General features: G+C 44.5%; 6 protein-coding genes and 1 pseudogene. 2 read left to right on the forward strand and 5 right to left on the reverse strand.

The features are described 5' to 3' along the window. Window positions 1-54 precede the first annotated feature (54 nt). Entirely contained in the window at window positions 55-912 is an 858-nt protein-coding gene (yghU, locus tag CAG68_RS12715; RefSeq protein WP_054729315.1) for a glutathione-dependent disulfide-bond oxidoreductase, read from the reverse strand. A gap of 253 nt (window positions 913-1165) precedes the next feature. Between yghU and CAG68_RS22510 the strand changes: the two are divergent. Next, a pseudogene (locus tag CAG68_RS22510) lies at window positions 1166-1285 on the forward strand (dihydrofolate reductase family protein); the annotation flags it as partial. A gap of 64 nt (window positions 1286-1349) precedes the next feature. Here CAG68_RS22510 and CAG68_RS12725 read toward each other — a convergent pair. From CAG68_RS12725 to CAG68_RS12735, 3 genes are all read right to left on the reverse strand, one after another. Next, window positions 1350-2804 carry a sucrose-6-phosphate hydrolase gene (locus CAG68_RS12725; protein WP_161441225.1) on the reverse strand — a complete coding sequence of 485 codons (1455 nt, stop codon included), beginning with the start codon at window positions 2802-2804 and terminating at the stop codon, window positions 1350-1352. A gap of 31 nt (window positions 2805-2835) precedes the next feature. After that, entirely contained in the window at window positions 2836-3759 is a 924-nt protein-coding gene (locus CAG68_RS12730; RefSeq protein WP_017819849.1) for an aminoimidazole riboside kinase, read from the reverse strand. Window positions 3760-3924: 165 nt separating this feature from the next. Next, window positions 3925-5364, reverse strand: coding sequence for a sucrose-specific PTS transporter subunit IIBC (locus CAG68_RS12735; protein ID WP_025767958.1), 1440 nt, complete (start codon window positions 5362-5364; stop codon window positions 3925-3927). Between the two features lie 235 nt (window positions 5365-5599). On the opposite strand from CAG68_RS12735, the gene CAG68_RS12740 reads away from it, so the two are divergent. Next, entirely contained in the window at window positions 5600-6586 is a 987-nt protein-coding gene (locus tag CAG68_RS12740) for a LacI family DNA-binding transcriptional regulator (RefSeq protein WP_017819847.1), read from the forward strand. Between the two features lie 63 nt (window positions 6587-6649). Here the strand turns inward: CAG68_RS12740 and CAG68_RS12745 are convergent, their stop codons facing one another. Continuing rightward, complete coding sequence (locus tag CAG68_RS12745) at window positions 6650-8023, reverse strand: carbohydrate porin (protein WP_086047518.1); 1374 nt, start codon at window positions 8021-8023, stop codon at window positions 6650-6652. Window positions 8024-8521 lie beyond the last annotated feature (498 nt).

Genomic DNA, 8521 nt, shown 5'->3' on the forward strand with positions numbered 1-8521 from the left:
CTGTATAAGCATAGATAAAACTAAACTCATTTGACGTAGCTAGGCCAAGATTGCTTATGGTTTAAGTTTCAATACTTTATCAATATCTTCTGCGCTGTGGCGCTCAGGTAACTGCTCCCATTCTTCACCCCATGAACGGTTCACAATTCGACCACGTTTTACCGCTTCACGCTCATCAATTACTTTTGCCCAACGCACAACGTTTTTGTAGCTTTCTACGTCTAAGAATTCAGCCGCATCGTAAGCACGACCCAACACAAGGTTGCCGTACCATGGCCATGTTGCGATATCAGCGAGGCTGTACTCATCGCCACCTAGGAATTCATTGTTCGCAAGACGCTTGTCTAATACATCTAACTGACGTTTTGCTTCCATTGTAAAGCGGTTGATTGGGTACTCGAACTTCTCTGGTGCGTACGCGTAGAAGTGACCAAAACCACCGCCTAGGTATGGCGCAGAACCTTGCAGCCAGAATAACCAGTTCATTACCTCAGCACGCTTAGCGCCTTCTTTTGGTAAGAAATGATCAAATTTCTCTGCTAGATAAAACAAGATGTTGCCAGATTCAAACACGTTCACTGGCTCAGAACCCGAACGGTCAACCAATGCCGGAATTTTTGAGTTTGGGTTAACAGCTACAAAGCCAGAGCCAAACTGGTCGCCATCGCCAATCTTAATCAGGTATGCATCGTATTCTGCTGCCGTTACGCCAGCCGCCAAAAGCTCTTCAAACATGATCGTCACTTTCTGACCATTTGGGGTACCCATTGAGTAAAGTTGGAATGGGTGCTCACCAACTGGAAGCTCTTGCTCATGACGTGCGCCAGAATCCGGACGGTTGATGCTCGCCCACTGACCGCCGTTTTCATTATCGTTTGTCCAAACTTTTGGTGGAATGTATTCGTTAGCCATTGTTTTCCCTTATTGTGTTTGAATGCATCTTCAAACTGACGGGTCTTACGCGCCAGCAAGCATTATTAACATCACCTCTTCGCCAACTGCGATTAGGCATACTCAAGATATTAGGTCGAATTCGCTAAATAAAAGTCCTGTAATCTCTTTTAGTTAGAACCTTTGGTTATGGGATTTTCTTTCACGCTATAAGTAAAAACGTCACGGTAATGTAAACTAGGTTCGAGATGCCAACGATGAGTAAGCTACACTCGGCGGCGCACCTCTATTTGGGGATTTAGAACAACCGCTAAACTTCAAAGTCACCAAGAATGAAGTTGTTCTGGATACCTTAGTTCAAACAACTTACGTGCGTGATAGGCAGTTAAGTTAGATAGTTAGAAAGAAAAACGCCCTTCACTAAATCAATGAAGGGCGTTTTAATGTATTCGAAACCGTTACTTAGCTGATTCAAACAAACCAGTTATACCTTTCAAAGGGAAAAGCCTTGCTTGTTCCAAACCTATCAACGTTACTTTACTAAGGTCATCAATAAAGAAACGACTGGTCATCGTGTGTTTGCCACCATTAATGAAAATCTCGATGACAGAATTGTCGATATATATATCAATCGTCTGCTTAGCGTCCAATCTTGGTGCTTTTCGAATGCTACCAAATTCTTCTGCGTACAAATGAGACATGTGACGACGGTCCAGCATAAACTCGTGCTTTGTCGCACTAAAGACGATGTTGTCACCTTTGAGGTTACTCAGCTCAAGTTCAAAGCCATCGCCCTCAAGGTCTAGTTGGATCAAACAACTGGTGCTTTCCAGTGTATGGGATTGTGCAAAGACCACCTCTTCTTTTCTTAAATTCTTCAGCTCAGGGAGCGGAGTTTGAACAAGAAAACCATCTTTCAACGTTAGTTCTCTAGGAAGAGACAACATTCCTGCCCACTGGTGTGTGACCGATGGTGTATCGATTTCTGGCAACCCTATCCATGCAATAAGAATGCGACGCCCATTCTCATCTAAATAGGTTTGTGGGGCGTAGAAATCAAACCCATAATCTGGCTGCAAAATATCTTGGTGGTTTTCTAAAGTCATCGACTCTAGGTTCAACTGATCACCCACGATATATGCGACAGAATAGATGTTTTTGAAATCATAAGGATTACTACTGCTCACGCCCTGTGGAGAAAACAGCATCACCGATTGACCATTAATCTCAAAGAAATCAGGACACTCCCACATGTACCCAAGGTCAGAAAACTTGGTCTTAATTGGACCTTTATGCTGCCACGTTTTCAAATCTTTGCTTTGATAGAGCGCCATTGAACCATGCTCGGTTTTGGTTTGAGCTCCCACCACCATCAAATAGTCGTCGCCTTTCTTCCAAACTTTTGGATCACGAAAGTGCTCCGTGTAATGTTCGTTCTCAATGACCACACCGTGCTTTTCAATGTTGCCGTCTGAATCCATGGTGGCAAAGCACTGTGTTGGAATTCGATTCCAGTTTTGGTCACGCTTATTACCAGTAAAAAACAGCAAAGCCTTGTTGTTTTCCACCAAAGCACCGCCCGAATAGACACCATGTGAATCGTAGTCTTGGTCGGGATGAAGACCCACACCATGATCAGTAAAATGGATGAAGTCTTTAGTAGAAAGGTGGTACCAATACTTCATTCCATGGACTGGTCCCACAGGCGTCCACTGGTAAAAGATGTGGTGCTCACCATTGAAATAGCACAACCCATTTGGGTCATTTAACAGCCCAAATCTAGGGGCGATATGAAAACTAGGAAAGCCTTTATCTTGCTGACGTGAAAGTGTCATTTCTTCTTTATCACACTGAGGGATTTGCTCAAGTCGGCGATATCTTTGCTCTACAGTCCAACGGTTGTTTAAGCTCATAATTTTTCTCAACTGAAATTGGATCTGAAGATCATTGCCCAATAAATTGCAGCAACTCTGTCTGGGTCGGAAGCGCGGTCATTGCGCCTTTTTGCGTCGTCGCTAATGCACCACAGCCATTTGCCCATTGAATCGCAGAGCTAACAACAGGATGATTTTTCCAATCGTCATGCCGAGACAGGCATGCCAGTAGCCCTCCGACAAAAGCATCACCCGCACCTGTGGTGTCAATCGGACTAACGACTTGACCTGTGATCAGTTCACTCTGACTTTCAAAGACGCGCCAAACACCTTTCGCACCTTGTGTCACCAAGACCAAAGCAATATTCAAAGAGGCTATTTGTTGTAAACCTTGCGCCATCGACGTTGAGTCAGTTAAGAACAAAAGCTCTTCTTCAGAGAACTTAACCACATCGGCCATCGCTACAGCCTTCATCACGACAGCTTGGATTTCTGATTGATCTTGCCACACTTCATCACGCAAGTTAGGGTCAAAGCTAATGAAACCACCAGCGGCTTTTGCTCTTTTGATCGCCTCAAATGTGCTGCTTCTACTTGGCTCATTTGCCAGTGAAATTGAGCAAACGTGTAGCCAGTCACCTTGCTTAAAGTTTGGGATGTCTTCAACAGACATAAACTGATCAGCGCTCGGTTTTACCATAAACGTAAAGCTGCGCTCACCTTGCTCGTCTAAATCCACCACCACTGTTGATGTTCTTTGCTCAGGATCTTTAACGAGAAATTCCGTGCTCACGCCCTCTTGATCGAGCGTTGATTGCATGAAGCGACCAAATGGGTCATCACCTACACGTCCAAAAAACGCACTCTTACCAGATAGACGAGCAATTGCTACGGCGACATTCGCTGGTGCACCACCGGGACATTTGAGTAAAGAAGTCTCAGATTCCGGTATTAGATCGACAACAGCATCACCAGTTACCCACACTTGATTCATCTTGCTTACCTTGAAATTAAAGCCCTGATAGTCCAACGTGTTGAACACCTTCACTACCAAGTAAAAATTGAAAAAGGCTAGCCAAGCCATTAGTGCTTGGCTAGCACCCCAAACATTTAGGAAAAGAAGTGGATTTTGGGGGACTCCACCCTTAAGGAGTTCAGATTAAGCCGCTGCTTTTCTACCAACTTTAGCGCGGTCACGCATACCAAGAACAATGGTGAGAACAAATGCGGTCAAGAACGCGATCACCATACCCGCGATGTAGTATCCAATCTTCTCTGGCGTAATAGAAATGATGCCTGGAAGACCTGCTGCACCCAATGCCTGAGCTTTCACATTAAACATTGTAATGAACGCGCTCGATAACGCCGCAGCGCAAACTGCCGCAATAAATGGGTAACGTAGTTTTAGATTAACACCAAACATGGCTGGCTCTGTAATACCCAGCAAACCCGTAACACCCGATGGAATCGCAATACCTTTCATCTTCTTATCTTTGCTCATCACGCCCACCGCCAACGCTGCCGCTCCTTGAGAAACGTTAGACATCGCCGCAATAGGAAAGATAAAGGTGCCGCCCGTCGTCGCAATATCCGCAAGAAGTTGAGTTTCAATCGCAATGAAGCTGTGATGCATACCAGTAATAACAAACGGAGCATAAATAAGACCAAATACCGCACCACCAACAAAGCCAGCAGTGTTGTATAGCCAGTTCAGACCATCACCCAATAGGAAACCGATATCACGCGTGAACGGACCGACGACAGTAAACGTCAGCAAACCCGCTATGAAAATCGCCAGTAATGGCGTTAAAAGGTTGTCTAAAACAGAAGGTATGACTTTACGTAAGCCTAGCTCAACCTTCGCAAGAATGAATGCCGATACCAAAACCGGTAACACCGAACCTTGGTAACCCACTTTTTGGATTTCAAAGCCAAGAATATTCCAAACCGGAATGTTGCCAGACACAGATGCGCCGCCGAATCCCCAACCATTCAGCAAGTCAGGGTGAACCATCAACATACCTAGCGCCGCCCCTAAATATGGGTTACCGCCAAACTTCTTACTGGCTGAAAATGCCAGCAGAATAGGCAGGTAAACAAACGGCGCGTTCGCAAACGTGTTGATCATGTTCGCCAAGTCTGTCAGTCCTGGGTTGGCATCAATCAAAGATTTGCCATCAATGAACAAGCCTTGAGCAGTCAATAGGTTATAGATACCCATCAACAAACCACCAGCGACGATTGCGGGAATGATTGGGACGAAAATATCAGACAGCCCTTTCACCGCGCGCTGAACAATGTTTTGTTTCTCTGCGCCAGCAGACGCAACGTCGTTGGTGGACATTTCACTCATCCCCGTCAACTTCGCCATTTCTGCATAAACTTGGTTTACGATGCCTGATCCAAAAATGATTTGGTACTGACCCGCAACTTTGAACTGCCCTTTTACTCCTTCAAGGCTATCAATCGCTTGTTCATCTATTTTTTGCTCATCTGCAACGGCAAGGCGTAAGCGTGTCGCACAATGCGCAAGTGCGGTGATGTTGCTTTTACCACCTAATAGAGTTAACAACTCTTTTGCTACTGCCGGATAATTCATTTCATACCCCATTGGATTATTATCTGAGCTTGCGAAATTTTCGGGAACGTTTGCAAAACGGATTTTTGCTCAATAAAACCAAATGATCAAAGATAAAGCAGAGAGAATGTGAGAATGATCGTCAAATTCTCTCCCTAAGAGCAGTATAGGAGGTTAGAATCGCTACTTATCAAAGAGCTTTTCATCTTCTCTTTGCAAACAATCCCAAAAACGAAAAACAGAATGGATAGGAACAATGGCGAGTCTGCATGATGTCGCCCGTCTGGCTGGCGTATCAAAATCAACAGTGTCACGGGTTATAAACGATGAGTATGGCGTAAAAGAAGCGACAAAACAGAAGGTCCGCCAAGCAGTAGCGGAGTGTGGCTATGTGCCGAACCAAGTCGCTAAAGATCTAAAATCTCAAAAGACCAATCTGGTTGGTGTCATTGTTCCTCGGGTTTCCTCTCATGCCACATCCCAAGGTGTCGATGGATTAACCGATGTCCTTGAAAAAGCCGGGAAACATGTCTTACTTGCTAGCACTCACCAAGCCCACGAAAAAGAACTGGAGTACATTCAGATCTTTAACCAAAAACGGGTTGAAGGGATCATTCTTTACGCCACCCACCTCGATTCCAAACTGGTAAAAGCAATTCAAAACTCAGCCGTTCCAGTTGTGCTCGTCGGTCAAGATGGTTCCATGTTTAATATTCCAAGCATCATTCATGATGACGCACGAGTAGGGTTTGAAGCGGGAAATAGACTGGTTGCAAAAGGTTGCCAAACCATGGGTTTTATTGGTGTGCAAGGTGACGATATCGCGGTAGATAAGCAACGCTCTGAAGGATTTGTTCAAGCGCTACAGCATCATGGTTTTGAGATCGCCTTCCATGCTCGTGGTGACTTTACCATCGATTCTGGCTATTCATTGGCAAAACAACACTTAACAAAGAACCCTAAGCTAGATGGCTTGTTCTGTGCGACAGACCGTATTGCTATCGGTGCGATGAGAGCGATTCAAGAGCTCGGGTTAACACCGGGTAAAGACGTTTTAGTGCTAGGAGTTGGTGATGATGAGCTCGCATCAGTGTGCACCCCAACCTTATCAACATTTAACTATGCATTTGATAAAGCAGGTGAAAATGGTGCGAAACTGCTACTAGATAGAATTGCCAACAGAAGTTTTGAAATGAGTAAAATGGTACTAACCTTCAAAACAATTGAGCGTCAGTCCTGTTAATGAAAAAGCGCCAACTGAAATCAGTTGGCGCTTTTCTTATTACTCTTTGTCGGTTAGATCCCTTTAGAACCAAGTTTCCATTTGCAGTGCAAACAGAACTTCACCACCATCACCCATCGTTGCAGCGCCCGCATCCTGGCTAATCGAGTAGCCATTTAAGTCTTCGCTCCAATCAACGTAGCTAACTGCAAAACGTAGCTCCGGACGGTCAAAGAAACCTGCAGCGGTAGACATCTTAAGCGTTGGTGCGATCGTCACTTTGTAAAAACTGCCACTTGCTTTATCAATCGCATTGTCTAGGTCCATGTATTGGTATGAGCCTTCATAAACCATCTCAAAGTTCTGCGTAAACTCTTGCGCTAAGCGGATGTTGAACGATGCCCACGTAAATTCATCATTTTCAGCAAAGCGATCTTGGCTGTGTTCTGCTAGCAACGCAGGTGCTACACGCCAGTTGTCGCCGATGCGTGTTACACCATAGCTGAACAAGCGTACGGCTTTTGCGTCTTCTAACAAATCTCCGTTTGAACCGATGCCTTTAAGTTCCGCACCCAGTCCATCACCCATCAAAATACCGGTTTTAGAGAAGCCTTCACTCATGCCAAAGAAGTTATCGCCATGGTAGGCAAACATCGCATGTAAACCTTTGTCCGCTGCTCCTTCTACGCGATCATTGTTATCAGCTGACGTCATGCCGCTCAGCATCAATTGCCAATTACCGAAGCGGTTGTTCATTGTCGCGATATAGTTTTCAACATCCGTTGACGAGCTATCAATCTCACCAAAATCACGACCATAGATCGAGAAGTTTGCTTTCCATGATTCGCTCATTTGGACGTCATACACGCCAGCACCAGTGCCAGATAAGAAAACGATATCCGAGTCAAAGAAGTGAATGTCAAAGTTATCACGGTCAAATCGTTTACCAGCCCAAAACGTCGCGTCAGCAAAAGCTCTTGATTCAGAGAACATACTCAACTTGTTTAGCTCAGCATATACCTGACGAACGTTTAATTGACTCTCGCTCGCCGTCCATTCGTTATTGGTTTCCGTACTATCTGCCAACATGATTCGGAACAATGCGCTGGAACCATCATCTGCAAAACGTTTGTGAATAAGGTTTGCTTCCACATAATGATCATCCTCTACCCCTAATCGCCCAACTGGAGCGCCAATAGCACCAGCTGCCGTCATGTAAGGACCAGTACCCACTGCACCATTCAGATCGTCATTAATCAGTAGCCCGGAACGAGCGTAGCCATGAAACTCAAAGCTTGAGGCTTTCTCATTTGCTTCTGTGGATGCTTTTTCTGTCTGCTCAAGTCTCTGTTCTAATTCATTAATTCGCTTTTCAAGAGCGTCAACATCTGTTGCTGCGAATACAGGTGCAGTAACCAGTCCAAGCGCTACTGCCATCGTCAAAGTGTGTAGTTTCATTTCCATAGTCTCACGTAAATTTATACTTAGGCATGCTGCAAACGTTCCCAAGAAAAATCGCAAACTTATGGTGACTTTAAATGTCCATCTAAAGCCTGAATTTGAGAGCGCTCAGACTCAGAGCGTCTCTACTACTTGTATCAATGAGGGCGATAATATATAAACTTTTCGGGAACGTTACCGTTAAGAGACAATTTTGTTACTTCTATCACGTTCAATTGTGTTACTTACAGAAAAATCATTAACCAGCGCACATTTGAATAGTAATGAGAAAGAGGCATTGAAAGCCTTATTAACAGGTGGCATTGTGGCAAAGACGTTGGCTCAACGTCTTTTATAGATTGTCTTGTGGTTAGAGCGCACAAAAACTTCATAGAATCAGTGAGAGAATTTGGCTCCATGCATTTTAATATCTACAAAACTCATTTTTTGAACATAAATGAGTTTTGTAAAATCTAATAATCTTGCTCATGGTCACTTCGGCTTCGAAAAGCCACT

Source organism: Vibrio sp. V42_P2S4T144, assembly GCF_009904715.1.
In the GTDB taxonomy this organism is placed as follows: Bacteria; Pseudomonadota; Gammaproteobacteria; order Enterobacterales; family Vibrionaceae; genus Vibrio; species Vibrio alginolyticus.